The sequence below is a fragment of the Paenibacillus sp. VMFN-D1 genome (genome assembly GCF_003386155.1).
In the GTDB taxonomy this organism is placed as follows: domain Bacteria; phylum Bacillota; class Bacilli; order Paenibacillales; family Paenibacillaceae; genus Paenibacillus_AQ; species Paenibacillus_AQ favisporus.
The window spans coordinates 510,365-536,787 of sequence record NZ_QRDU01000002.1; the positions used below are offsets into that span (position 1 = coordinate 510,365).

The following is a 26,423-nucleotide window of genomic DNA, read 5'->3' on the forward strand; positions in this document are numbered from 1 at the left end:
TTTAATTGTTTTTAATCTGTCATTAAGGTTTATAGTACATGATATAAACAGTTAAACAATATCCCTTACGGAACGCTATAAATCAGGGAAAGCAGGAGGCATGAATCACATGGACGAAAGAAACAGATTTGGCCAGCCGGAAGATTCGTTTGATCAAGAGCCAACAAAGCGTGAACAGCCGTCTTCCGATTCGAATAATTCATCTTATTACTATTCTTACGGGCCGTTTAAGTCCCTTGGAAAAGACAACAATACAGAGCATCCAGGCAGTGAGTCCTCCGACAGGCCGCACTCGGAGGAAGTGGAGATCACTCCTCCGAATCCGGTCAGACAGCTTCCGGTAACCTCCAGCCAGTACCACAGCTCCGGCGAGCCCGGCAGCCCCGGACGCAGCGGAGGTTCGGGTGGCAGTGGCGGTAACAATGGCGGTAACTGGCAGTTTAACCAGCGTCCGAGAACCTCGGTGAAAACGGTGCTGATTTCCTTCCTCGCCGGCATGGTTGTCATCACCGGGCTGATGTTTACGGCGGATCGCATGAATCTTTTTACGCCTAATACGTCGCTCACATCAGAAGCAGCCACGACAGTATCGGCTGCAGCCGACAACAGCGAGACTACCGGCAAGGCGAATACGACTTCGCTGCCGCTTTCGAAGCCCACAGATGTATCCGGGGTAGTGCAGGAAGCGGGTCCGGCGGTCGTTAAAATTGAAACGCTCGTTAAGCAAGGCAGCCGCAGCAATTCCCAAAGTAATCCTTATCTGAACGATCCGTTCTCCTATTTCTTCGGAGACCAGTTCGGCGGCGATTCGGGTTACGGCGGATCGGGATCGGGTTCCCAGTCCCAAGGCTCGGGTTCGGGTTCGAATTCTTCGCAGCTTGTTCCTTACGGCATCGGTTCCGGCTTTATCTACAACAAGGAAGGTTATATCCTGACCAATCAGCACGTGGTCGAGAACGCCGACGTCATTCAGGTCACCATCGAGAACGACGATAAGATCTACGAAGCGAAGCTTCTGGGCAGCAGCAAAGATCTCGACCTTGCCGTTCTGAAAATCGAAGGCAATAACAACTTCCCGACAGTACCGCTCGGCGATTCTTCGAGCCTGAAAGTCGGTGAGCCGGTTGTAGCGATCGGTAACCCGCAGGGCTTTGACCATACGGTAACGACAGGCGTACTGAGCGCCCGTGAACGTTCCATCGATATCAGCGAGGAATCGGGCAGCGGCACCCGCAAATATCAGCATCTGCTGCAAACCGACGCTTCGATCAACCCGGGTAACTCCGGCGGACCGCTGCTCAACCTGAGCGGCCAAGTCATCGGCATGAACGTGGCCGTCAGCGCCGATTCCCAAGGCATCGGCTTTGCGATTCCGACAAGCACGATCAAGAATGTCGTCGACAAGCTGGAGAAAAACCAGGAAATTCCGAAGGATCCGGTTCCTTATCTAGGAGCTTATTTGATGACATTAACGAGTGAAGTGGCTAAACAAATGGACACTGATGTAAAAGAGGGCTCCGTCGTCGCTGAGGTCGTTTACAAATCCCCGGCATACGAAGCGGACCTTCGCCCTTACGACATTATTACCGGCGTGAACGGTACGGCTTATAAAACCAATTCCGATCTGACCGCGTTTATCCAGAAACAAAAGGTCGGCACGAAAGTGACGCTGAACATCGTCCGCAACAACAAGAAGATGGACCTGCAGGTCACCATCGGCGACAAAAATAAATTCACGGACAACAGCGCGGTCAGCGGCCAGTAAACCATACGCTTCGAGATGACAGCGGAAGGGAACTCCCTTCCGCTGTTGTCGTACCATGGTGCAAAGGAAAATGTTCACTGTTACAATAAGAAGCAGAGGCTTGTGCCATGATACAAGATAAAGAGATAAAGGAGTAGTCCGTTGATGCGATCGAAAATTTTGATTATTGACGATGATGAAAAGATCATTTCCATGCTGCGCAGGGGGCTGGCATTTGAAGGGTACGACGTTATTACCGCTAACAATGGGGCAGAGGGACTGAAGGTCATTTTGAACGGGGAGCCCGATATCGTCGTGCTGGACGTCATGATGCCGCAGGTGGACGGATTTGAAGTGTGCCGCAGGATTCGGGAGGGCGGAAGTCAGGTGCCGATCCTGATGCTCACCGCCAAGGATGAAATCGAGCACCGGGTCAAGGGGCTTGACCTTGGGGCGGACGATTATCTCGTCAAGCCGTTTGCGCTGGAAGAGCTGCTGGCCAGAGTGCGCGCGCTGCTGCGTCGGAAGCCGGGGCAGGAGGAAGCCGGCGACCACCGGCTGACCTATGAGGACATCGTGCTGGACGTCGACTCCCGGGAAGTGCTGCGCGGCGGCAAGCGCCTCGAGCTGACGGCCAAGGAATTTGAGCTCCTTCATTTGTTTATGCAAAATCCGAAACGGGTGCTGTCCCGTGACTTAATTATGGATAAAATCTGGGGTTACGATTACAGCGGTGAGTCCAACGTGCTGGAAGTGTACATTGCGATGCTCCGTCAGAAGACGGAAGAACACGGAGGGAAGCGTGTCATTCAAACGATCCGCGGCGCAGGTTATATCCTGAGAGGGGATTCATAAGAAATGTCCATAAGATTGCGCTTGACCGCCTGGTACACCGCCATCCTGGCCGTAACGCTGATCGTGTTCGGTTCGGCGGTATACGGTGTCGTCCATTTTAATACGTATAATTCCGTGAGAGACCGGCTGGCTCAGCAATTTGATAAAATCAAGCCGGCCGTGGTTTTGAACTGGAACAAAGGAAATTATTTAAGTTTTTCGGCGCCTTCCGATTTGGCCTCTCAGACTTACGTGCAGATGATTGATTACGATCATAATAAATTATCGGTGTCCGAAAACCTTGGGGCTTTAAACATCAAATTTCCTTATCCCGATTACGACCATGCGGTGAAACAGCAGGGTTTTAAATCCGTGTATATTCAGGGAAATCCTTTTTACTTATATCAGCGCACCATTACGGAAAGCAGTACCGGCCAGGTGATTGCATTGCTCCAAGTAGCCATTTATACGGGACATGAAGTGGAACTGCTGACCCTGCTGCGCAATATTCTGGTCATCAGCGCAACGATCATGATCATCGTGGCCTCCTCGCTCGGCTTGTTCCTTGCCCGTAAATCGATGAGCCCGATTGGCAACGTCATCGAAGCGGCGAGCCAGATCCAGAACGGCCAGGACCTCAGCGTCCGCATCGATTACGACGGGCCCCAGGATGAAGTTGGGCAGTTGATCGACACGGTCAACAGCATGCTGGGGCGGATGGAGGGCTTTTATAAAAACCTCGAGGAATCTTACGCGACGCAGCGCCGGTTCGTATCCGACGCTTCGCACGAGCTGCGAACACCGCTGACGACAATCCGCGGCAACGTGGATCTTCTGGAGAAAATGTGGTCAGACGAGGAAGGGGACCGTCCGAAGCTGGATGAAGCGACGCTGAAGCAGATGACCCGGGAGGCCATCAGCGACATTGCTGACGAATCCAAGCGGATGAGCCGGCTCGTCGGAGACATGCTCTCTCTGGCCCGAGCCGACACGGGACGGACGTTTGACAAGCAGCCGATTCCGCTCGAAATTCTCGTGGAGGAAGTGGCCAGAAGGGCCCAATTCCTGCCGCGGCAGGCCGATTGGATCACCGGTGACTTTTCGATCCTGAACGGCGTCTATGTCAACGGCAATAAGGACTATATGCAGCAGATGCTGTTCATTTTTATTGAAAACGCATTTAAATATACACCTGAAGGCCAAGTGACGTTTGACGCATTGCTGTATGAAGATCAGGTGGGCATCCGGATTGCCGATACGGGCATCGGCATGGACAAGGACGAGGTGCCGTATATCTTTGACCGGTTCTACCGTGCGGACCAGTCCCGCGGCATGACGGAGGGCATCGGGCTGGGCCTGTCCATCGCCAAATGGATTATCGACGAGCTGAACGGCTCGGTCGAGGTCGTTACTCGTCAAGGAGAAGGTACGACCTTCATTATCTGGCTGCCGGTCGTCTTTCCCGTCCCTTTGGAATAGGGTATAATGGTTAGGTTAAGGCATGCCAGAGAAAGCAGGTGAAAGTCATGGAAGTGATTAAAATTTCGCCCCGGGGGTACTGCTACGGCGTGGTCGATGCCATGGTGCTGGCGCGCCAGGCGGCCCAGAACCTGGACCTCCCCCGGCCGATTTATATATTGGGCATGATCGTGCACAACAGTCATGTTACGAATTCTTTTGAAGACGAAGGGATCATCACGCTCGACGGACCGAACCGGATGGAGATTCTGAACCAGGTGGAGAGCGGCACGGTCATCTTTACCGCCCATGGCGTTTCGCCGGAAGTCCGGAAGCTGGCCCGGGACAAAGGTCTTACGACCGTTGACGCGACTTGTCCGGACGTCACCAAGACTCATGACCTGATCCGCGAGAAGGTGGCGGAAGGGTATGAGGTGATTTATATCGGCAAGAAGGGCCATCCCGAACCCGAAGGCGCCATCGGCATTGCGCCGGATCACGTTCATCTGATCGAGAAGGAAGACGAGATTGCCAATCTGCGCATATCCGCCTCCCGCATCATTATTACGAACCAGACGACGATGAGCCAATGGGACATTAAGGCCATTATGAAAAAGCTGCTGGAGCTGTATCCGTCCGCCGAGGTTCACAATGAGATCTGCCTGGCCACTCAGGTGCGGCAGGAAGCGGTCGCGGAGCAGGCTGGACAAGCGGATCTGGTGATCGTTGTCGGCGACCCGCGGAGCAACAACTCCAACCGGCTGGCTCAGGTCTCCGAAGAAATTGCCAACGTTAAGGCTTACCGGATTGCCGACATTACCGAGCTGAAACGCGAATGGCTTGAAGGCATATCCAAAGTGGCTGTCACTTCCGGCGCTTCTACGCCGACCCCGATCACCAAGGAAGTGATCGCATATTTGGAACAATACGATCCGGAGAATCCGGATACGTGGGAAATCAAGCGCACGGTCAATATGAAGAAACTGCTTCCGCCTGTAAAAGCGGCAGGTAGCACCAAGGCGTAATAACGAATGAGATGAAGCAGGGCTTCCTTTAATGGAAGCCTGCTTCTTTTTTTGTTTGGGGATGATGCCCATTTTAGATTTAGGGTTGACGGATAGGTGGATTTCCGATATAGTTGCTTTAGCGGATAAAAGCTTAAAAGCGAAAACGCGTTTAAGTGTATTAGTGAAGTGAGAGGCGAGAACGGTAGACCAGATAAAGATACCGAATCATTTGAAAATATACGAGAAGCGTACGCTGAAGCGGGGCGCTTCACAGGAGGAATGATAGCCATGATCGTAATTACATCCAATACGACTCCGGAAGAACAAATTGCGGATATTGTGCGTGTGATTGAGAAGGAAGGACTGCAGGCTTCTGTTTCCAAAGGCGCAGACCGGACGGTCATTGGGCTGATCGGTCAGGTCAACCCGCAGCTTGCTGAGCACCTGCGTCAAATGAAGGGAGTAGAGAATGTAGTGAAGATTACCAAATCATACAAATTGGCAAGCCGTGATTTTCATCCGGAAAACACGGTGATCAAGATAAAAGGCGTGGAAATCGGCGGCGATGAGCTCGTCGTCATGGGAGGACCCTGTGCGGTTGAATCCCCCGAGCAGATCGATGAAATTGCGGGCCTGGTGAAGGCTGCCGGCGGACAGGTGCTGAGAGGCGGGGCCTTCAAGCCACGGACAGGACCATACAGCTTCCAGGGGATCGGTGTCGAAGGTCTTATTATGATGGCTGAAGCCGGACAAAAGCACGGCCTGCTGACTATTACGGAAGTCATGACACCGGAATACGTGGATATCTGCGCCGAATATGCTGATATTTTGCAGGTGGGCACGCGGAATATGCAGAATTTTGACCTGCTGCGCAAGCTGGGAACGTGCGGTAAGCCGGTACTGCTCAAGCGCGGTTTCAGCGCCACCTACGATGAGCTGCTGAATGCGGCTGAATACATCCTTGCTGGCGGCAACCCGGACGTCATGCTCTGTGAGCGTGGAATCCGTACATTTGAAAGCTATACCCGCAATACGCTGGATCTGTCGGCTATTCCTGTTCTGCAGCAGCTGAGCCATCTGCCGGTCATTTCCGATCCGAGCCATGGCACGGGCCGCAGAGAGCTGGTTGAGCCTATGTCCAAAGCCTCGGTTGCAGCTGGGGCTAACGGACTGATTATCGAGATGCATACAGACCCGGACAATTCGATGACTGGAGACGGCGTGCAGTCTCTGTTCCCGGACCAGTTCGCCGCGCTTCTTAAAGACCTGGAGAAGCTGGCTCCGCTCGTCGGGCGCACGTTCAGTACGTCCAAGGCACCTGCTGAAGCCTTTAAAGTAGGGGTATAATATTTCCCCGGTAATACCGTATAGACATCTAAGCCTGCCGGCTGATTTTCTCCCAGAAAATCAGTCCGTGCAGGCTATTTGCAATTAGTGCAAATAAAGTGTTGAAAAGTGTAAGGATACCTCACACCATTTTTAAAAATACCTTACATACATATTGACGGTGTCAGGTTTGAAGTTTTATAATGACGACATAAATCATTAGATACTGAACGTTTACGTTTTAAATGCGGGGAAATGTTCGGAAATTGGGAGGAAGAGAGCATGTCGGTTGAAAACGTATTAAAAACAATTCAGGAGAAAGCAATTGAGTGGGTGGATTTCCGTTTCGTAGATTTGGCTGGCCGTGCGCATCACATTTCTTTGCCTGCCTCTGAAGTGGATGAAGAAACGTTCGTGAACGGGGTTGCGTTCGACGGCTCTTCCATCGCCGGTTTCCGGGGAATTGAAGAATCGGATATGGTTATGATGCCAGATCCGGAGTCGATTTTTGTCGATCCATTTACCGCTCATCCGACACTGAACATCATGTGTAACATCAATACGCCGGACGGCGAGCGCTATGAGCGCGATCCGCGCAGCATTGCAGCCAAAGCCGAAGAGTATCTGCAGCAGTGCGGCGTTGGTACGGCAGCCTTCTTTGCACCTGAATCCGAATTCTTTATTTTTGACGACGTCCGTTACGAAAGCGGCATGAACAGTTCTTCTTATTTCGTGGATTCCGAAGAAGCTTCGTGGAACACGAACCGTAAAGAAGAAGGCGGCAACCTTGGCTTCAAAGTACGCGTAAAAGGCGGATACGTTCCAGTTGCACCGGTCGACACTCAACAAGACATCCGCAGCGAAATGTGTCGTTTGCTGGAAGAAGCCGGCCTCCGCATCGAGCGTCATCACCATGAAGTGGCCACTGCAGGCCAAGCGGAAATCAATTTCCGTTTCGATACCCTGAAGAAAACAGCGGATAACCTCTTGCTGTACAAATACATCGTTCATAACACAGCCCGTCAATACGGTAAAGTGGCTACTTTCATGCCAAAACCGATCTTTGGCGACAACGGAAGCGGCATGCACGTTCACCAGTCCATCTTCAACGGCGACGAGCCTTTGTTCTATGAAAAAGGCGCTTATGCGAACCTGAGCGAAATGGCGTTGAACTACATCGGTGGTATTCTGTACCATGCTCCGGCCTTGATTGCCATCACGAACCCGTCGACAAACTCCTTCAAGCGTCTGGTTCCTGGCTACGAAGCACCGGTTAACCTCGTGTTCTCGAAAGGTAACCGTTCGGCAGCGATCCGTATTCCAGTCGCCGCTGTAACGCCTAAAGGCTGCCGCATCGAGTTCCGTACGCCGGATTCCACGGCGAACCCTTACCTGGCCTTCTCGGCTATGCTGATGGCCGGTCTGGACGGTATCAAGCGCAAAATCAATCCGGTTGAGCTCGGATACGGACCGATGGATAAAAACATCTATGAGCTCTCCGACGATCAAAAAGCGGAAATCCGCAGCGTACCGGGTACCCTGGACGAAGCATTGGACGCTCTGGAAGCTGATTACGACTTCCTTCTGGAAGGCGGCGTATTCACCAAAGAATTCATTGACAACTTCGTTAGCCTGAAGCGTGCTGAAGCGAAAGCCGTTTCGATCCGCGTGCATCCGCACGAGTACGGTCTGTACTTCGACTGCTAATTCGTATCAAGAAATGGCTGCCCTCTCCGGTCAGGGATGACTGGAGGGGCAGCCTCTTTGTTTGGGGGGGACGCTGCGCGTACTCCGCATTCCTTCACTCGCTGTTGTTTTCCCGTTTCTTGAACTAGCCGCTGTCCGCGGTAGAAACGGGAAAACAAAGGCGACCGCTCTGCTGTTCCGGAATTGCGGTGTCCGCTCCGCTGGGCGGAGGAGTAAGTGTGGGTAGTTCGGGGAAGCGACTGGGTTGTTCAGGGAGGCAGGGCTGCAGGTAGCTCAGGAAGCAACGCTGTCAGCAGTGCTCCACAGCCACCGCATTCTGCGAGTGACGCTCCGCAGCCACCGCATTCCTCCACTAGCGTGTTGGGGGCGCTCCGCAGCCACCGCATTTCTTCACTCGCGTGTTGTTTTCCCGTTTCCTGAATTTAGCCGCTGTCCGCGGTAGAAACGGGAAAACAAAGGCGACCGCTGCGCTGCTCCGGAATTGCGGTGTCCGCTCCGCTTAGCAGGGGAGTAAGTGTGGGCGGCTCAGGGAAGTAGTTGTGCTGGTGCTCAGGGAGACAACACGCCAGCAGCCTTCACGATGAGGGTGATTTGTCTGCCAAGGAGAGCCAAGCCTGCCTGCGGCTGCATATGCCATGCCTGGCTAACGAGGCCTCCTGGCTGGTTCTGCCGAATGCTGTCGACTTTTGATTTGCCATTTCCTGCAGCGCTTTACTCCGTTAAATAAACTGTGTTAAAGTAATAGATAAAAACAAACGTCCGCAAGGCGTCATACTATGTGCTTTTTTGTACTTGATGGCCCTTGGGAATACTGCTATCATTGCCATATTATCATTCGCGATAAGAGAGAGGATGGGGAGTTGTTTTGACAAAGAGAGCATACAATTTTAACGCCGGCCCTGCTGCATTGCCGCTGGAAGTGCTGGAACGCGCACAAGCTGAATTCGTGGATTTCCGGGGGACAGGGATGTCCATCATGGAGATGTCGCACCGCGGCAAGGTCTACGAGGAAGTCCATAACGAAGCGCAAAGCCGTCTGTTGTCCCTCCTGGGCAATCCTTCGGGATACAAGGTGCTGTTTCTGCAGGGGGGTGCCAGCACCCAGTTTGCGATGGTACCGATGAACTTTCTGACAGCCGGCAAGACCGGAAGCTATGTCCTGACAGGAAGCTGGGCCAGCAAAGCGGAGAAGGAAGCGCGCTTGATCGGGGAGACGCATATTGCCGCTTCTTCGGAGAACAATAAGTTTATGTCGATTCCGGATCTGAGCAGCATCGAAATTCCGGAAAATGCCGCATACCTGCACGTAACGTCCAACGAAACGATCGAAGGCAGCCAGTACCAGCAGTATCCGGATACAGGCAGCGTACCGCTGATTGCGGACATGTCCAGCGACATCCTGTGCCGCGAGTTCGACGTCAATCAGTTCGACTTTATCTATGCAGGAGCGCAAAAGAACCTGGGACCATCCGGCGTAACGGTCGTCATCGCCCGGGAAGAGCTGCTGGCTGAGTCGCCGAAGCATATTCCGACGATGCTGCGCTACAGCACGCATGCGGCGAACAACTCTCTTTACAACACCCCACCATCCTTTTCGGTATACATGGTCAACGAAGTGCTGAAGTGGATCGAAGAACAAGGCTCTCTAGCCGGAGTGGAGAAGATCAACCGGGAGAAAGCCGGCTTGATTTATGATACAATAGACAGCAGCGAAGGCTTCTACCGCGGACCGGTAGAGGCGGGCAGCCGCTCGATTATGAATATTACATTCCGTCTTCCTTCCGAAGAGCTGGAGAAGCAGTTTATTAAGGAATCGGAACAGGAAGGTTTTGTAGGTCTGAAAGGACACCGCAGCGTCGGCGGTCTGCGCGCTTCGATTTACAACGCCGTTCCTTACGAGAATGTTAAAGCACTGGCTGATTTTATGAACCATTTTCAAAAGAATCATGGGTAATGAAGCCTGAAGCCAGAACATCCATGAGTGAGCGCCTTTCGCCGTTTTTCGGCGAGAGGCTTTTTAAACTTTAGCAATATCATTTGAACTAAAAAAGGTGAAGCATGATTAGCCTTTAGTTGTATAGAAAATGAATGGAGTGGAAAACGATCTATGGCATTGCACATCGTACTTGTTGAACCTGAAATTCCCGCTAATACCGGCAATATCGCCAGAACCTGCGCAGCGACGGGAGCTCACCTGCATCTCGTGAAGCCGCTTGGTTTTCGAACCGATGACGCGACGTTGAAGCGCGCGGGCCTGGATTACTGGTATGCGGTTCATATTGAATACCATGAATCTTTTGCAGAGGTGCAGGAGATGTACGCCGGCCGGCGTTTCTTCTATGCAACGACAAAAGCCGACAAACGATATACGGATTTTCAGTTCCAGGACGAGGATTTTCTCGTGTTCGGCAAGGAAACGAAGGGACTTCCGGAGGAACTGCTTGCCGCCAACCCTGATACGTGTATGCGTATGCCGATGACGGATAAGGTCCGGTCGTTGAACCTGTCCAATTCGGCGGCGATCATCGTGTACGAAGCGCTGCGGCAGCTCGATTATCCGGGGATGGAATAAGGACTGTATTTGGATATCATACACGGAAAAATTCAGCTTCTAAAATAAAGTAATAAAATTTTAATCCGGAGCAGGATTCGACATCGTCACATCGAACTATTAGAAAAGACCCATATTTCTGGATTGGAAAGTATGAATAATGATCACAGGGGGTACTTTCTAATCACTTTACATTCGATTAGTCATAGGGAGAGGTGTTGAACATGAAACCTGCCGGTGTTGTACGCAAGGTAGATCAGCTCGGAAGAATCGTCCTGCCGAAGTCGCTTAGAAAACGTTATCAGATGAACGAAGGAGATCCTGTCGAGATTCTGGTGCAGGGGGACCACATCATTCTGGAACGTTACCGTCCGAAATGCGTGTTTTGCGGTTCGATGGACGAAGTGACGGAATTCAAAGAGCGGTATATTTGCGGCCAGTGTCAATCCGACATGCTGCAATTGCAAAAGCATGCATAACATTTCATTTGGGCATCACGAGTTTTCGTGGTGTTTTTCTTTTATAGCAGGTCTGCTTATAACCTGGTTCACTTTTATGGATCAGGTTTCCATGAAAAAAGGCTTCCTATAATAGGAAGCCTCTTCGGCCTTACAGTCCTTTAGTTTTATCATCGTTATAAGCTGCGGTTAGGATGCCGACCAGGAACATTAGCAGCACCACCATACAAATCCAAAAAGTTAATGAGAACGACATTTAAGGCCACCTCCCGCTGAACTACCATTGCTCAATAAGCCTATTATACCCACACTTGCTGGAAAAATAAATGAATTCGTCATTTTGTTCATAATTTTTTTGCAGCTTAAGGATACATTATTTATAAAATAAAAAGTTGGTCGGGACCGGGCGCATGCTGCCGTCCGACGGGTGGTTGACCACCCTGCCGTTCAGCACCAGGGTCGAAGAGCCCCCGCCATCCAGATTATAGGCATCGATGACGCCGAGATGGAACATTTTACTCTGCAGCTCTTGGAGGGTGGCTCCCGAGCTGCCGTTTTCGTTGCGCCCGTCCACGACGATGATCAGCAGCTGGTCGTCTTTGTATTTGCCGATCACGGTCCGCGGCGCACGGTTGGGAGACTGCTTCCATTTGAGCGGGATTTCAACGGGCTGGCCGTTTTTTAACAGCATCGGCACGAAGGTCGCCCCGAATTTGGGCTGCAGGCGGTCCAATTCGGATTGATTCTTGAACTTGCCGCCGATAAGCTTGCCGGATTTGTTCAGCCCCACGAAGAAGAGATCCTTGAAGCTGGACTGGAATCCCGTAAGATACTCTCCATTCATGACGGTGGTGCTGAGCGGATAACGCTTGCCGCTGGTGTCGGCAAATCCTCCGGCATTGATCCCGGCCACGGCGCCATGCCGGCTTACGGCCTGCAGCGTCGTTTCGGAGCTTCCCAGCTTGTCCTTGGCAAGGCTCATGCCCATGGCAGAGGGATCCTTGAGCTTCACCTTCATGGCATATCCATTATACACACCCGGGTTGACCTTGTAGAGCTCGATCCGGATTCGGTCGCTATCGACGCGTTCAATAGGGACGCCGAGCTTGGACGTAATCCGTTTATTGTAGATGAACTCGGGACGTCCGGCTTGTGTCTTGGCCGTCGCTTCGATCGCATTCATCGCTGAAGTCGTCTGCTTGTACAGCCTGGACGTTTTGCTGATGGACGAAATGGTTACTTTCACGGTTTTGTCGGCCTTGTCCAGCTCCTTCAGCAGCGAGTCGGTATGCGGCTTGAGCGTATCTGCCGGAACGTACGCTGCGGTATCGACCTGGATATGTAGGGAACCTAGGCTGAACAGCAAATAGATGAACAATCCAACGAACGGAGCGGTCACGAGCAGAAAAAAGCGGTTGATCTGTTTGATGCTTACATTCATTTGAGCAGATCCATCTTTTTCTGCAGCGTGTCCAGCTGTTTCTTCACTTCGTTCAGCTGGGTGTACAGCTTGTTGCTGTTATCGGTTTTGCTCGTGGCGTTATCCTTGGTGAACGTCAGCAGTTCGTTAAAGGACTGCACCTTGCTCTCCAGCTCCTTAACTTGCCCCGCCAGTTCGTTAAACTGAGCCTCGTAACTCTTTTTCAAATCGTTCATCTGGTTTTCCGTACTTGCCTGAAGCTGCTTTATCATTTCCTGTTTCACGTGATTGCTATATAAATAGGCAGCGCCGATGCCCAGTACAATCAGCAGTATCCATATCAGGAGCACGAACTTGACGGAGGGCTGCTTCTCCCTCTTGGGCTGGTTTCCGAATGGTGCGGAAGGCCCTGTCGAAGTTTGCAATGTCATCACCTCGGTTTTCGTAGAATTTTTTCCAGTCCCCATTCTATCATTACCCTATTATTTTCGCAAAAATGAATACAAGTCATAAAAATACCTAAAAATAGATTGCACGAAATAATAGGGGTGCGATACAATCTGTTTAAGACTGATAGATTTATATTATACATAACCGTTTAGCGAGCCTTGATATGAAAATAGAAACGTCTTAAAACAAGCGTTTAACGCGCTTGTGAGCGGAGGAGAAACGCTGCTGTACTTTATATTCAATACGATCAGTACCAGGAGGTTACCATTGAAATGACGAGAGTTTGGCGGGTTGTGATTATCGATAGCCACCCCACAAGTATGCTGGGCACCAAGTTGATACTGGAGGAACGGGAGAATCTGAAGGTAACGGGGATGGCCTCAACCTGGGACGAAGGATTGGTGCTGGTGATCGAGCACCAGCCCGATCTGGTTCTGTTGGACTACCAGATGCCCGAGGGAACGGCGGAACCGCTGCTGGAGAAGCTGAAGAGCAGTTCTCCGGAGAGCCATGTCCTCATCTTGACGGATCATGACGGTTTGAAGCTGCTGCATCCGATCATTCATCACGGGGGAAGCGGGATTTTGTCGAAACAGGCTTCGGCCTCCCAGCTCATGCTGATGATCGACGGGCTGCGCGAAGGTTTTGCCGCCCTGCCGATTGAATGGCTGAAGCAGGGGATCTGGCAGATGCAGGCGGCTCCATCGGCGGAAGGGATGTTTGATCTGACCGAGACGGAGATTTTTATTATGGAACGGATCGTACAGGGGATTACCTACGATAAGATCGCAACGGAAATAACCGTCAGCCGAAGATCCATCGATAACTACCTGCGCAAAATTTACGTCAAGCTAGGGGTGTCCACACGGGCCCAGGCCATCGAAAAATTTGCGCTTCATTCACGCCAGAAGCGAGCGATGTACATTTGAATACGGCATAATTCCATGCGTCTCTGAATACATACTTTAGGGTTGTAAATTATATAGAGAGACCGAACCCAATAAGAGATAAATGGGAGGAGAGACCATGCAGTATTCCTTTGCAGCCCGTACGGAGGTCATGCTGTCGTCACCGCTTCATCTCATCCGGTCCTTGGCAAATCGGGAATCCTTCATTTCTTTTGCAGAGGAGCTTCCGGCCGAAGAGTTATTTCCCGTATCTTCCCTGGAGGCAGCAGCGGCAGCAGTGATTTCGAATAGTCCTACGGCACTTCAGTATGGGGAGCCGCAGGGCTTTTTGCCGTTGCGCGAATGGTTGTCGGAGGACTGGAAGCGCACCAAGCGCATTGATGTGGGTCCGGATCAAATTCTGCTGACGACCGGCGTGCAGCAGGCGATGGATCTGCTCGCCCGCGTCTATGTGGAGCCGGGGGACCGCGTCCTTGTGGAAAGTCCGGCTTCGCCGGGATACTTGCAGGTGTTCAAGATGCAGGGGGCTGTCGTCATTCCGGTGGACAGCGACCAGAATGGCCTGATTCCGGAACGCCTGCTGGAACAGATTGAGCGGACGCAGCCGAAGCTGCTGGTAGCCTCACCGAATTTCTCCAATCCGACGGGGGTCCTTTGGAGCTTAGAACGGCGCAAGGAAGTGCTTGACCTGTGCAGGGAGCACAGTATTCTCATTATAGAAGACAATTCATACGGGGATTTGCATTTTGAAAAGTTATCGCAGCGGGAATTCACCAGTCTATATCCTTCCCTGTTTGCGCTGGACGGCTCGGGCAGCGGACAGGGGGTGCTCTACATCGGTTCGTTCAGCAAAACGATCGCCCCGGCGCTGCGTACGGGCTGGGCCGCCGGAAGCCGGCCGCTGATCGATATGCTGGCCGCCGCCAAGCAGCTGGCCGATTGGCAGTCCAGCACGCTTAACCAGCGCTTCCTGCACAACATGCTGGAATCCTCCGCATTCGATATTCATGAGCATATCAAAATGCTGAACCGCGAATACGACACCCGCCTGAAGCTGATGAACGGGCTGCTGCAGCGGCCGGCTTGGCAGGATGCCAGCTACGTCATCCCTAAGGGGGGGATGTTTATCTGGCTCCAGCTGCCGGATGGGCTGGACAGTCTGGCCCTCTTGAAATGCGCATTGGGTAAGGGTGCCGCTTTTCTCCCCGGCACGCTGTGCTACCCGGACGGGCGGGGAAGCGGCTGGATTCGGCTGAATTTCACCCATCCCGGCCGTGACGAGCTGCTGCTGGGGATGAATCTGATCGGCGAAGCGATCGGCGAATTTACGGCGCGCAGCTAAGTCTTTTTGCGGCGTGAGGCGCGCGCCGGCGTGGCCGTTTCCACAAGAGCGGGCGAACTGGATGCCCCCGTTTCCAGGATGCCGGCATAGCGCTCCAGATCGGCGGTGCCTGCCGGCGTCAGGAGGTAGCGGCCGCGGGAGACCCGCTGGAACCAGCCGTAATAGTTGTTCTGCAGGATGGCCGCCGCATTCGGCACGCCGCTTTTCTCCCGTAAATGCGCGGGCGACAGGCCGCCTTCCGGTGCGCCTGCGAGGGCGCCGGCGACGCGAAGCGCTTTTTCCCGGTAAGCCGTCATCAGCTTCGCCCGGGTGGTGCCGCCGACGTTATAATCGCCGCTGCGTTCGCGGAATTCGTAGAGCAGCCGGGACTTGCGGACTTTCATCCTGCGGGTCGGCACGTAAGGCGTTCCCGGCTCGCAGAGCACTTCCACCAGCGGCTTCTTGGTTTTATAGAAGGTGACGGTGATCAGACCGACGCCCAGCCTGCGGCATAAACCGGTGATGTCATCCCAGCGCTGGTTCACGGCACCCCGCTTGCTGCGGTTGCGCTCCACCGCCAAATATACATGAGGGCTCAGCTTGAGACGTTCGACTCCCTGCAGCAGCAGGGAGAGGTTGAACGTCTTTTTCATTTCCACGATCAGCGGCTCTTCCTCGTCCGGATGCAGGCCCACCAGGTCGCAGTGGCGAACTTCGCCTTTGACCTCGTAGCCCTGCCGCTCAAAAAAAGCCTTCAATGGCTCGTAAAGTTCGGTTTCATGCTGGACGGACATGTTCAGGCTCTCCTTCTGCGGTGATCCGCTTCTGAATTCTTTGTTCATTATATCATTTCAAATGAAGAACCCGAATCCTAAGGGCAGATATCCCGCCGGGAAAGTCGCAGCACCCTTGCTTTTATAGAAAAAGACAATCTGACATGGGCGAAAAAAGAGGTCAACTAATCCCACGGTCCCGCATAGGTATGTAATACACTTTTTAAGAATCGATGGGAGCAGTTGACCCTTGACGCATTTTGTAGGAGTAGCTTGCGATTTCATAACCGAGTCATAGGAGGTACTTGCATGGATATTTTCGAACGCGTAGCGGCATATCGGGCAGAGAGCGATCAACTGGCATGGAATGGCACCTTTAAAGAATACATCGACCTTCTTCGTCAGGACCCATCACCGGCGATGACGGCGCATGCCCGCGTCTATGACATGATCAAATCATACGGCGTGGAAGAGGTCAACGGCCATAAACGTTATAAATTTTTTGAGCAGGAAATTTTCGGACTGGATCGTGCCATTGAAAAGCTGGTGGAGGAGTATTTCCACTCCTCGGCCCGCAGGCTCGACGTCCGTAAACGGATTCTGCTGCTGATGGGGCCGGTCAGCGGCGGGAAATCGACGATTGTGACCCTGCTGAAGCGGGGGCTTGAGAAATTTTCGAGAACGCCGCAAGGCGCTGTATATGCCATTGACGGCTGCCCGATGCATGAGGAGCCGCTTCATCTCATCCCGCTGGACCTGAGGCCAGAAGTGGAAAAAGAACTGGGCGTACGGATCGAGGGCAATTTATGCCCTTCCTGCCAGATGCGCCTGAGAACCGAATACGACGGCGATATCGAGAAAATGCCCGTCACCCGGGTGCTGATCTCGGAAGACAGCCGTGTCGGTATCGGTACGTTCAGCCCTTCGGATCCGAAGTCCCAGGACATCGCCGACCTGACCGGCAGCATCGACTTTTCTACCATTACGGAATACGGCTCGGAATCCGACCCCCGCGCCTACCGTTTCGATGGAGAGCTGAACAAGGCCAACCGCGGCCTGATGGAATTTCAGGAAATGCTCAAATGCGACGAGAAGTTTCTGTGGAACCTGCTCTCGCTCACACAGGAAGGCAATTTCAAGGCAGGCCGGTTCGCGCTCATTTCCGCCGACGAGCTCATCGTTGCGCACACGAACGAGTCCGAGTACAAGGCCTTTATCGCCAACAAGAAAAACGAAGCGCTGCAGTCCCGGATGATCGTCATGCCGATTCCTTATAACCTGAAGGTATCGGATGAAGAAAAGATTTACGGCAAGCTCATTTCGCAAAGCGACATGAAGCATATCCATATTGCGCCGCATGCGCTGCGTTCCGCCGCGATTTTCTCCATTCTGACCCGTCTCAAGGAGACGAAGAAGCAGGGAATGGACCTCGTCAAAAAGATGAGAATGTACGATGGCGAGGAGATCGAAGGCTATAAAGAAGCCGATTTGAAGGAAATGCAGTCTGAATATTTGGAAGAAGGCATGTCCGGCGTCGATCCGCGGTATGTCATCAACCGGATTTCCAGTGCTTTGATTAAGCAGGACCTTCAATGCATTAACGCGCTGGATGTGCTGCGGGCCATCAAAGACGGGCTTGACCAGCACGCCTCCATCACGAAGGACGAACGGGAGCGTTATCTGAACTTCATTGCAGTGGCCCGGAAAGAATACGACGAGCTGGCGAAAAAAGAAGTACAGAAAGCCTTTGTCTATTCCTTTGAGGAGTCGGCCAAAACGCTGTTCGAAAATTACCTCGACAACATCGAAGCGTTCTGCAACTGGACGAAAATCCGCGATCCGCTCACCGACGAAGAGATGAATCCGGACGAAAGGCTGATGCGTTCCATCGAGGAGCAGATCGGCGTTTCCGAAAATGCCAAAAAAGCGTTCCGTGAAGAAATCCTCATCCGGATTTCGTCTTATTCCCGCAAAGGCAAAAAGTTCGAATACCATAATCATGACCGTCTGCGCGAAGCGATCGAGAAGAAGCTGTTTACAGACCTCAAGGATATCGTAAAAATAACGACGTCGACCAAAACGCCGGATGCCGCCCAGCTTAAGCGGATTAACGAGGTAAGCAAACGGCTGATCGACGAGCACGGCTACTGCCCGGTATGCGCGAACGAGCTGCTGCGCTATGTGGGAAGCTTGCTGAACCGGTAATCAGCAGAAACTCTATATTTATTCCAGCGTCAAAATGGCTCCTGATTCATATCGGGGGCCATTTTTTTATGTTTTTTTCTTTTTCGGGTCTTGAACCTCACGTAACGTTAGGAAGTAAGATGTGGGGATACTGGAATCACGGAAAGGAATGTAGAAAATGCAGAGCAGCTGGATTGCAAAATCGATTGCGTTTGACGGAAAAGTCCGTATCATTTTTATGGATAATACCCATTTGCTCCAACAACTCTTTAATCGAAGAACAATGAGCCCGGTGATGAAAGAGGCATTAGGCAGAACCGTATCGGCGGCAGGGCTGATTGCGGGCCTTTTAAAAGAGCCGCAGCAGATGAGCCTGAAAATCAAGACAAGCAGCCCCGGCGCAAACATATTTGCGGATGCAGACGTTTCCGGTAACGTTCGGGGATATCTCAGTGAAGAGTGGTTCCAACTGCCTTCGGATGGATTATCGCTTGAGCAGATTATTGGGAGCAGGGGAACCATGCAGGTGGTGCAGGAAACAGGAATGAAGCGGATGTTTACAGGAATTACGGATATGCCTTACGCCAATATCACGGATGATATTTCCCATTATTATGGCCAAAGCGAACAAACATTGACGTGGGTTACCATAAACCTATGCATCGATCATCAGAAGCAGCGGGTATCTTCATCCAGAGGAATATTGGCGCAATTGCTCCCCGGCGGAAATCCGGGTTTGATGCAGCAAGTAAAGGAAATGGTGAATGGGAGCGATTTTATGCTGAGCCGTTATCAACAAGATAAGGCGCATCATGAGCTGCTTCTGAGCCCGCCGGGAGGAGGGGCGATTCTGGAAACCAAGCCGCTGCAGTGGTACTGTGAATGTTCAAAGGAAATGCTTAGCGGCATGCTGTTGAGCCTTGACCGGGAGGAGCTGGCCAGCCTCGTCCTGCAGGCGGAGCCGGCAGAAGTGGTCTGCAGCCACTGCGGGGAGAAATACAGATTTAGTCCCATTGAGATTCAGAGCTTGCTCGATATATTGCAAGGGAGAAGAACGATCCCATAACCCTTATCAAGCCTACAGAAAGGAACAGAACGATGAAAACCTGGAAAGTTGGAGAAATCGCCAAATTAACCGGCCTAACTGTCAGGACGCTCCATCATTATGACGAGATCGGCTTATTGCATCCAACACTCACATCGGAAAAAGGGCACCGCTTGTACGTAGAGGACGATCTGCAGCGGCTTCACCATATCATTTTACTTAAACAATTGGGAATTTCGCTGGAAGAAGTGAAGCGGTCGGTCTCCGATCCGGAATTTAATCCGTTACATTTGCTGGAGCACCAGCTTGCGCGCATCAATGAACATATTCAAATGCAGCTGGACGTAAGGGATCGCCTAAACGATATTTACAGTTTGATGCAGACCGGACAGCCGGTTGACTCCACCCGGTTCATGGAAGTCGTGCAAATGATCCATATGAGCCGGAGCAAGCATTTCAGCCGGGAGATGGCAAGAAACATCCAGCGGAATTATACTTCTATGAATTCAGAACAGAAGAAGGAGAAGGACGAGGAACTCCGGAGGCTGGTTTCCGGGTTCCGCTCGGAAATGGAGAAGGGAACGCCGGAACACGATCCTGCCGTTTCGGACCTTGCAAAACAATGGAAGAGCTGCTTTCAGGATGCAGCGGGTGATTATGACGTGTTAATCCGGTCGGCGGAAAGTTATTACCGGGATCACTCCGATCAGGCCCTTCATTTTGGAATGGACCGTGAGCTATACCAATTCATTCGTAAAGCCGTACTAAAAATATAAGTCGGATGCACTATATTTTAGTTGTTTAGTCGTCGATATAGACTATAATAGACAAAGTTAGATTGTTTAAAATTGGTATAATCAGGGAAATTCTAAAGGAGCCATTTTACATGATTCAAGTATCGGAAGCGCGGCATAAGCAGCTGAAATTTATTGGACTGACGGAAAAGGATTTGGAGATTCTGCGGACGCACCAGCCCGTATTCAGCAAGGTGGTCGATGAAGTCGTGGACCATTTTTACCGGCATATCACTTCGGAGCCGGAGCTCATGCGCATCATTGAACGGAAAACGACGATCGACAGACTGAAGACGACCCAGCGGGAATACTGGATGTCGCTGGCTGAAGGTGTCATTGACGAGCCGTTTCTGGAGAAAAGAATCGCCATCGGACTGGTACATTCGCGCGTTGGCTTAAATACGGATTATTATCTCGGCAGCTACATGGTTTATTTGGACATCGCTGTTGAGCTGTTCAAGAAGGCCATTCCGGACCGCTGGATCGAGGTGATCCATCCCCTGACCAAGATGTTCAACCTCGATTCGCAATTGGTTCTGGAAGCTTATGATATGAAGGAAAAGGAAAAGATCCAAGAGCTTGCCGACGAGCGGGAGCAGGTGCTCCGGGCGGTAACCGAAGTCGTTCAGCAGCTGACCGGCATGATTGCCGAGCTGAACGAGAGTGCCGGCCAAATCGCCGAGACGGCGAAAGTGACCGCGGCTTCCCAGGACCTGGCCCATTCGCTGATGGACGAGCTGCAGGAGGATGTCACCCAGATCGAGAACATGGGCGGCTTGATCAAGGGCATCGCCGACCAGACGCATCTTCTCGGACTGAACGCGGCGATCGAGGCGGCGCATGCCGGGGATTCCGGCAGAGGCTTTGCCGTCGTGGCCGGCGAGGTGCGCAAGCTCGCAGCCCATTCGCGGGAAGCGCTGGAGACGATCCAGGATAAAGTGTCGGGCATCATGGTCCGGCTGGAGAGCGTGCAGCAGGAAACCCGGCAGACATCGGTCCATGCCCGGGCACAGGCGGAGAGCTCCCAGGAGCTGGCGGCTTTCGTGAAGACAATCGAGAAGCTGACGCTGGATCTGGCGGAGATTCAGAATCACCAGTAAACGCCGACGAGGAGCGTCAAGGAAGCTTCATTTGTTCCAGTACCTCATCATTCGCCATTCAGGTATAATAGATTCGTCATCATGAATATTTGAAATCGTAAATGTTTGAATTGATCGGCAACTGATTTGTATTTGAGGTGATTGTATAGTGGCTTCCATTCATGATGTGGCGAAAGAGGCTGGAGTATCTGTCGCAACCGTTTCCAAAGTCATTAACCATTATCCGGACGTCAGCGATAAAACAAGGAAAAAAGTAAAATCGGCGATTGAGCTTCTTCGTTACCGGCCCAATGCCATTGCGCGCGGACTCGTCACCGGGAGATCGTGGACCGTGGGGGTGCTGATCAACATTCCCTTTACGAACCCTTATGTGGCCGAGCTGCTGGAAGGCATCAAAACGGCGCTGGAGAACAGCGGCTATGATCTCATGCGCCTCTCGGCCCGGCTTAACGACGAAAGTTATTCTTTTATCGACCACTGCGAGAGCAGGAATCTGGATGGGGTCGTCATCTTCGGCGTGGAACGGGACCACCGGATTATCGGCGAATTGATCCGCTCCGATATTCCTACCATGTTTGTGGATACGGACGTCATGGGAAACCGGGTCGGAAATATTACATCAGATAACGTGAACGGCGTTCATATGGCCGTCTCCCATCTGTACGGGCTGGGTCACCGGGATATCGCCTATATCGCCGGTACCCTCGGCCATACGGTAGCCGAACGGCGGCTTCAGGGATACAAGCAGGGCCTTGCGGACTGTTCCATCGAATACAGGGACAAGTATCTGGAAGTGTGTGATTATTCTTTTGAAGGCGGCATGGTCGCCATGAGGAAGCTCCTTCATCTTCAGTCTCCCCCGACGGCTGTCGTGTGTACTTCGGATATGGCTGCGATGGGGGCGATTCATGAAATTGAAGCATGGGGATTTTCCGTTCCCGGGGATGTTTCGGTTGTCGGCTTTGACAACATTTTTGAGGCCAAGGTGTTTAAGCCAAGCCTGACGACCGTGAACCAGAACATACACAATATCGGCGCAAGGTCGATTGAGCATCTGATCTCCATGATCGAAAATCCGGAATACTCGCCGCCGGAAATTATGGAGCCGGCCAGCCTGGTTATCCGCCAGTCGACCGGCAAAGTAAAGGTTTCTGAAGATCAATCGCGTTAAAATAGGGGGAAGGGATGTGCCGGGCAGGCATGTCCCTTTTTGCGTCCTGTCTGGTCATTTATGATTGCGTTTAATTTCCGCGTGTTACAAAGGACAGGTGCTTAGGTCAAGAAATGTTGTGAATGGTGCACAATATCTTATAATGATAGAAAATCAGGCACCGCTTATAATCAACGGATGAAAGTGACGTGATAGTCGATGGAGGAAAAAAGAGTTCTGGTGGCCGACGATGAGCCGAGCATCCGCAGCGCGATTTCCTATGCGCTCAAACGGGAGGGGTTCGTCGTCGAAACGGCCGCGGACGGTGAGGAGGCGCTGCAGCAGGCGGATGCCTTCCGCCCGGATATGCTGGTCCTGGACGTCATGATGCCCAAGGCAAACGGCTATGAGGTGCTGCGCAGGCTGGAAAACCGCAAAGGACTCGGCATATTGATGCTGACCGTTAAAAACGATATCGTCGACAAGGTTCTGGGACTGGAGCTTGGGGCCGACGATTTTATGACCAAACCGTTCGATATCCGTGAGCTGGTCGCACGGGTGAAATCGATCGTCCGCCGGCTGGATAAAGTGGAAGATCCCGCGCCTGCGCCGGACGGGAAAAAGGCCGTGCTTGGACAGCTGACCGTTCATTCCGCCAAACGCACAGCAGAACTCAGCGGTAGGCTGCTGGAGCTGACGCCGAAGGAATTCGATCTGCTGTCGCTGCTCGTGTTTCACCCCGGGCGAGTGTACACCCGTGAGGATCTGCTGGATCTCGTATGGGGCATGGAGTATGCGGGAGGCACCCGAACGGTGGACATTCATATTCAGCGGCTGCGGAAAAAGCTGGGGGATGCCCACTATATGCTGCAGACGGTATACGGGATCGGCTATAAGGCGCTGGAGGAGGGCACATGAGCCTCGGCCTGAAATGGAAGTTTCCGCTGTTCCTGGCGGTGCTGCTGGTGTTTACGACCGGCGTGCTCAGCTGGCTTGTACTCAGCGGGATCAAGACCAATCAGCGCGAGCAGATGGAAGAGAGCCTGCAGCGGCAGGCCGACGTAGCCGAAATGAGGGTCAAGCAGGATTATTTGACGGGCGAACGGCTGAAACCGGTGGACTTTATGGGAAAACAGGGGCAGGAGCTGGCCGTGGACCTTGGCATTTCCACCAACATGCGGGTGATCCTGTATGACGCGAAGGGCCAAGAGGTGGGTAATTCCTTGCCGCTGGCGGAAAAACCGGATGTCGGAGACGCCCTGTCTTATGCGCTGAAAGGTAAAATCGCCTACATTACCGAAGCGGATTCCCTGATCTATCTTGCGCCGATGCAGGGGCCTGACGGTATGCTGGGGGTGGTCCAGCTCCATACGTCGCTGAAGGCACAGCATGAATTTTATAACCGGATGGCGTACCGGCTGGTTTGGACAGGCGGCATTGTATTGCTGCTCAGCTTTATTCTGGGATTTATTTATGTATACCGTCAGGTCAGGGATATTGTGAAGCTGAAGGCGGAGGCGGACCGGATCTCCCGCGGGGAGTACCCGGAGCGGTCCCCGCTGCGGCGGAAAGACGAGCTCGGGCAGCTCGGAACCGGCATTCTGCATATGAGCCGTGACATCAAAGGGCATATGGCTGCGCTCCAGGAGGAAAAGCACCATCTGCAATTGGCCGTGGAGAAGCTGCAGGCGCTCGAGCAGCAGCAGAAGCAGTTTATCAATAACGTGAGTCACGAGTTTAAAACGCCGCTGACGTCGATCCAGGCTTATACGGATTTGCTGGGCATGTACGGCGACGATCCGCAGCTAATCGAGGAAGCGCGCAGTGCGATTGCCAAAGAGTCCGAGCGGTTGTATCAATTGGTCGAGGACGTGCTGCGCCTGTCGCTGCTGGAAAAGTACGATTTTGAATCCCAGGCGGAAGAGGTGGAGCTTGCGGATCTGCTGCAGGATGTCGTATCCCGGATCAGCGCCAAGGCCACCAAATACGATTTAACGATACAGACTGACTTCGTGCCTGTCCGGGTATGGGGAGACCGGGACCATTTCATTCATATTTTTATGAATCTGCTGGATAATGCGATCAAATACAACCGGCCCGGCGGCCGGATTGTCATACAAAGCAGGGCTTCGGAAGACGAAGTGAGCGTATCGGTCCGCAACACGGGACGGATCATTCCTCGGGAATGGTGGGCGCATTTGTTCGAGCCGTTCTCCACCCTGCACCAAGACCGCGCCCGCTCCACCGGCGGAACCGGCCTGGGCCTGCCGCTGGCGTTCCAGCTCGCGGAGAAGCAGGGGGGCCGGCTTGAACTCGTCCGTTCGGATGCGGAGGAGACCGAATTCACCGTTTCGTTTCCGCGGCAATCCAGTCGGGGGAACTAGGAGAACATAGCCGATGTTTCTCACACAGGGAATAAACTGAGCTTCAGCTGATGCTTTTTTAATAAAAGTTTACAACTTGGAAACATTTCGACGTATGCCGGATATCATTGGCGTGTAGGATGGGGGTAAGAAATCAGGAAGGGATGAAGCTCATGATGAAACGACATAAACTACTTCCTCCAGTGATCGGCGTGATGATGGCAGGTGCGCTTTTGGCCGGCTGCGGTTCGCCGCAGAGCAATGCAAGCCGGGAGGTCATCGACAAGCCGGGCAAGCAGATCACTGTTATAGATACGGCTGCCGAGGGCCGGAAAAATACCGGAGAAATCCAGGTGGAGCAAATCGAAAAGCTTAAAGACGTGTACGGCCGGACCTGGCTGTCGGACCACGAAGCTATCGTGGAACGAAATCATGTGCTGATGATCCATGACTTTGCCTCCAATATCGAACGCAAGTTGACGGAAAATCCGGCCACGGCCGGTCAATATCTGGCCGCCGCGTCGCCGGACGGGGAGCATGTCTTTTTTACGGGGGGCAACCCGAAAGACAAGTATGATATCGGGGGTTATCTCCTGGATGCGGCTTCCGGAACCGTAACGAAAACGGGCGCATTCTCCATGCTGTCCGATATGTTCTGGGCCGATCCGCAGCATGTCCTCGTCAGCACGGATGACAGCAAGCTTCAGCTGATCGACCTTCAGGGCAAACGGACTGCGGTTAAATTCTCCGATCCGGAGCTGTCCGACAACGTGCCGCGCATGGCGAGCAAAGCGGGCGACCGTTATTACTATTTGGGCGTTCACGAAGGCTACACCGTGCTGAAGTCATTTACGGCATCGGCGCCTGAGGCCAAGACGATCCAGGAAGGCGTTGTGACGTTCAGCCTGTCGCCGGACGGCAGCGCGATCGCCCTGGAGAAACGCGAGTGGAACACGACCAAGGATGCCGAGCTTCAGCTCATCGATGCCAGCGGCAAGAAGCTGGGAACCGTGGCCAAAGGAACGCTTCTCGGCCGGCCGAGCTGGTCGCCGGACGGCAGCAAAATCGCCTTCTCGGTGTACACCGAGGGCGAGCAGGGGATGAAAGGCATGTACGTGTTCGACAAGGCGAGCGGCAAAACGACGCCGCTGTCCACGGAGATCCAGGCCTATGACTCTCCGGCCGTCTGGAGCCCGGACGGCAAGTCGCTGATGGTGTACCAGACCGTGTACGAAGGCGAGAAGTCGAACAATGTGACGTATGTGGTCCACCTGAAGTGATCGCCGCGGTCAGCGGCGGAGCGTGTGCTGTGCGTGCTGCAAGGCAGGCTTCGTGCGGGCTGTGCTTCGATGCAGAGCGTTGGCGCTGCAGGTTGCGCGCTGTTCGACGGATGAGCGTATGCGTGCGGGGAAGCCCGCTGCGCGTGCGGATCATGCCTCCGATCGCTGTTGCCCCCGAATTTTTCGGGAATGGAATCGAAGGTAAAAATTCGGGGACAAAGGCGACCGCTGCCGCTTCTCCGGCCTGATTCCGCCCGCTCCGCTGCTGCCTGCGGCGAGTGGGGGAGCAGGGTCCTTGCGGTGGCTATGCGGCACCGCAAGGACGGGAATGGGTGCGGGCTGTGCTTCGATGCAGAGCGTTGGCGCTGTAGGTTGCGCGTAGAGCGTTCGACGGATAAGCGCATGTGTGCGGGGAAGCCCGCTGCGCGTGCGGATCATGCCTCCGATCGCTGTTGCCCCCGAATTTTTCGGGAATGAAATAGAAGGTAAAAATTCGGGGACAAAGGCGACCGCTGCCGCTTCTCCGGCATGATTCCGCCCGCTCCGCTGC

At 53.0% G+C, this 26,423-nt stretch carries 22 protein-coding genes; 19 read left to right on the top strand and 3 right to left on the bottom strand.

Translation table 11 applies throughout. The annotated features are described in order from the left end of the window. Window positions 1-109 precede the first annotated feature (109 nt). The 9 genes from C7820_RS17830 (at window position 110) to C7820_RS17870 (ending at window position 11,106) form a co-directional block, all read left to right on the top strand. Window positions 110-1,765 carry a S1C family serine protease gene (locus C7820_RS17830; RefSeq protein WP_116232181.1) on the top strand — a complete coding sequence of 552 codons (1,656 nt, stop codon included), beginning with the start codon at window positions 110-112 and terminating at the stop codon, window positions 1,763-1,765. A 144-nt stretch (window positions 1,766-1,909) separates the two neighbouring features. Next, entirely contained in the window at window positions 1,910-2,599 is a 690-nt protein-coding gene (locus C7820_RS17835; RefSeq protein WP_116232182.1) for a response regulator transcription factor, read from the top strand. Between the two features lie 3 nt (window positions 2,600-2,602). Further along, complete coding sequence (locus C7820_RS17840; protein ID WP_116232183.1) at window positions 2,603-4,057, top strand: sensor histidine kinase; 1,455 nt, start codon at window positions 2,603-2,605, stop codon at window positions 4,055-4,057. Window positions 4,058-4,104: 47 nt separating this feature from the next. Next, entirely contained in the window at window positions 4,105-5,061 is a 957-nt protein-coding gene (locus C7820_RS17845; protein ID WP_116232184.1) for a 4-hydroxy-3-methylbut-2-enyl diphosphate reductase, read from the top strand. Between the two features lie 270 nt (window positions 5,062-5,331). Then, window positions 5,332-6,390: a 3-deoxy-7-phosphoheptulonate synthase gene (gene aroF, locus C7820_RS17850; protein ID WP_076170636.1), complete on the top strand. Its 1,059-nt coding sequence runs from the start codon at window positions 5,332-5,334 to the stop codon at window positions 6,388-6,390. A 261-nt stretch (window positions 6,391-6,651) separates the two neighbouring features. Then, complete coding sequence (glnA, locus tag C7820_RS17855) at window positions 6,652-8,076, top strand: type I glutamate--ammonia ligase (RefSeq protein ID WP_076170635.1); 1,425 nt, start codon at window positions 6,652-6,654, stop codon at window positions 8,074-8,076. An 865-nt stretch (window positions 8,077-8,941) separates the two neighbouring features. After that, the gene (gene serC, locus C7820_RS17860) at window positions 8,942-10,030 is read left to right on the top strand and encodes a 3-phosphoserine/phosphohydroxythreonine transaminase (RefSeq protein WP_116232185.1); all 1,089 of its coding nucleotides are present in this window, start codon (window positions 8,942-8,944) and stop codon (window positions 10,028-10,030) included. A gap of 153 nt (window positions 10,031-10,183) precedes the next feature. After that, a complete protein-coding gene (gene trmL, locus C7820_RS17865) occupies window positions 10,184-10,648 on the top strand; it encodes a tRNA (uridine(34)/cytosine(34)/5-carboxymethylaminomethyluridine(34)-2'-O)-methyltransferase TrmL (protein WP_076170633.1) in 465 nt (154 codons plus the stop codon). A 203-nt stretch (window positions 10,649-10,851) separates the two neighbouring features. Then, window positions 10,852-11,106 (top strand): AbrB/MazE/SpoVT family DNA-binding domain-containing protein, encoded by a 255-nt coding sequence (locus tag C7820_RS17870; RefSeq protein ID WP_076170632.1) that lies wholly within the window; start codon window positions 10,852-10,854, stop codon window positions 11,104-11,106. 352 nt (window positions 11,107-11,458) lie between these two features. Here the strand turns inward: C7820_RS17870 and C7820_RS17875 are convergent, their stop codons facing one another. Both C7820_RS17875 and C7820_RS17880 read right to left on the bottom strand, forming a co-directional pair. Continuing rightward, window positions 11,459-12,526 carry a phosphodiester glycosidase family protein gene (locus C7820_RS17875; protein ID WP_116232186.1) on the bottom strand — a complete coding sequence of 356 codons (1,068 nt, stop codon included), beginning with the start codon at window positions 12,524-12,526 and terminating at the stop codon, window positions 11,459-11,461. Further along, on the bottom strand, window positions 12,523-12,930 hold the full coding sequence (locus C7820_RS17880; RefSeq protein WP_234490003.1) for a hypothetical protein: 408 nt from the start codon (window positions 12,928-12,930) through the stop codon (window positions 12,523-12,525). Before C7820_RS17880 ends, C7820_RS17875 begins: the two co-directional genes overlap by 4 nt. A gap of 297 nt (window positions 12,931-13,227) precedes the next feature. Here C7820_RS17880 and C7820_RS17885 point away from each other — a divergent pair, with 297 nt between their 5' ends. Then, window positions 13,228-13,884: a response regulator transcription factor gene (locus tag C7820_RS17885; RefSeq protein ID WP_076170630.1), complete on the top strand. Its 657-nt coding sequence runs from the start codon at window positions 13,228-13,230 to the stop codon at window positions 13,882-13,884. 97 nt (window positions 13,885-13,981) lie between these two features. Then, window positions 13,982-15,205, top strand: coding sequence for an aminotransferase-like domain-containing protein (locus C7820_RS17890; RefSeq protein ID WP_116232187.1), 1,224 nt, complete (start codon window positions 13,982-13,984; stop codon window positions 15,203-15,205). On the opposite strand, the gene C7820_RS17895 is transcribed toward C7820_RS17890, so the two are convergent. Then, the gene (locus C7820_RS17895; protein WP_116232188.1) at window positions 15,202-15,978 is read right to left on the bottom strand and encodes a DUF2161 domain-containing phosphodiesterase; all 777 of its coding nucleotides are present in this window, start codon (window positions 15,976-15,978) and stop codon (window positions 15,202-15,204) included. The genes C7820_RS17890 and C7820_RS17895 overlap by 4 nt on opposite strands. Before the next feature lie 288 nt (window positions 15,979-16,266). Between C7820_RS17895 and C7820_RS17900 the strand changes: the two genes are divergently transcribed. The 8 genes from C7820_RS17900 (at window position 16,267) to C7820_RS17935 (ending at window position 25,873) form a co-directional block, all read left to right on the top strand. Then, window positions 16,267-18,162 carry a PrkA family serine protein kinase gene (locus C7820_RS17900; RefSeq protein ID WP_116232189.1) on the top strand — a complete coding sequence of 632 codons (1,896 nt, stop codon included), beginning with the start codon at window positions 16,267-16,269 and terminating at the stop codon, window positions 18,160-18,162. Window positions 18,163-18,319: 157 nt separating this feature from the next. Beyond that, window positions 18,320-19,207 carry an Hsp33 family molecular chaperone HslO gene (locus tag C7820_RS17905; protein ID WP_116232190.1) on the top strand — a complete coding sequence of 296 codons (888 nt, stop codon included), beginning with the start codon at window positions 18,320-18,322 and terminating at the stop codon, window positions 19,205-19,207. A 32-nt stretch (window positions 19,208-19,239) separates the two neighbouring features. Next, on the top strand, window positions 19,240-19,962 hold the full coding sequence (locus C7820_RS17910) for a MerR family transcriptional regulator (RefSeq protein WP_116232191.1): 723 nt from the start codon (window positions 19,240-19,242) through the stop codon (window positions 19,960-19,962). 110 nt (window positions 19,963-20,072) lie between these two features. Continuing rightward, entirely contained in the window at window positions 20,073-21,080 is a 1,008-nt protein-coding gene (locus tag C7820_RS34050; RefSeq protein ID WP_089545748.1) for a globin-coupled sensor protein, read from the top strand. 148 nt (window positions 21,081-21,228) lie between these two features. Continuing rightward, complete coding sequence (locus C7820_RS17920) at window positions 21,229-22,251, top strand: LacI family DNA-binding transcriptional regulator (protein WP_116232192.1); 1,023 nt, start codon at window positions 21,229-21,231, stop codon at window positions 22,249-22,251. Window positions 22,252-22,449: 198 nt separating this feature from the next. Then, window positions 22,450-23,148 carry a response regulator transcription factor gene (locus tag C7820_RS17925; protein ID WP_116232193.1) on the top strand — a complete coding sequence of 233 codons (699 nt, stop codon included), beginning with the start codon at window positions 22,450-22,452 and terminating at the stop codon, window positions 23,146-23,148. Next, window positions 23,145-24,614, top strand: coding sequence for a sensor histidine kinase (locus C7820_RS17930; protein WP_116232194.1), 1,470 nt, complete (start codon window positions 23,145-23,147; stop codon window positions 24,612-24,614). Before C7820_RS17925 ends, C7820_RS17930 begins: the two co-directional genes overlap by 4 nt. Before the next feature lie 152 nt (window positions 24,615-24,766). Beyond that, entirely contained in the window at window positions 24,767-25,873 is a 1,107-nt protein-coding gene (locus C7820_RS17935) for a PD40 domain-containing protein (RefSeq protein ID WP_181909106.1), read from the top strand. The last annotated feature ends 550 nt before the right edge of the window (window positions 25,874-26,423 follow it).